The organism is Onishia niordana (genome assembly GCF_004798965.1).
Classification (GTDB): Bacteria; Pseudomonadota; Gammaproteobacteria; order Pseudomonadales; family Halomonadaceae; genus Onishia; species Onishia niordana.
This window is the reverse complement of the sequence record NZ_SDSD01000108.1, coordinates 1-260: the sequence shown is the minus strand read 5'-3', so window position 1 is coordinate 260 and position 260 is coordinate 1. Positions and strand designations below refer to the sequence as shown.

Annotated in this window: 1 protein-coding gene; it reads left to right on the top strand. The window is 38.1% G+C overall.

From position 1 onward, the window contains the following. Positions 1-260, top strand: a 260-nt coding sequence (locus tag ETC27_RS18120) for a hypothetical protein (RefSeq protein WP_240724968.1), incomplete at both ends; no start/stop codon positions are given.

The following is a 260-nucleotide window of genomic DNA, read 5'->3' as shown; positions in this document are numbered from 1 at the left end:
CAGAGCTTATCGAAATGTTTAACAACGGTCTTTCTTCACTACGTGCTAGCGGTCAATATCAAGAAATTGTTGATAAATATTTAGCTTCAAAAACTGAATCAGCAACAGAGTCAGATACGGAAAGTACAATGCTTGGCATCTTGAAAAACAACTGGAAACAGTTAGGTAAAGGTCTCTGGATCACTATCCAATTGGCTTTAGTTTCCTTTGTTTTAGCAATGATTGTCGGTGTAATCTTCGGCCTTTTCTCAGCAAGTCCA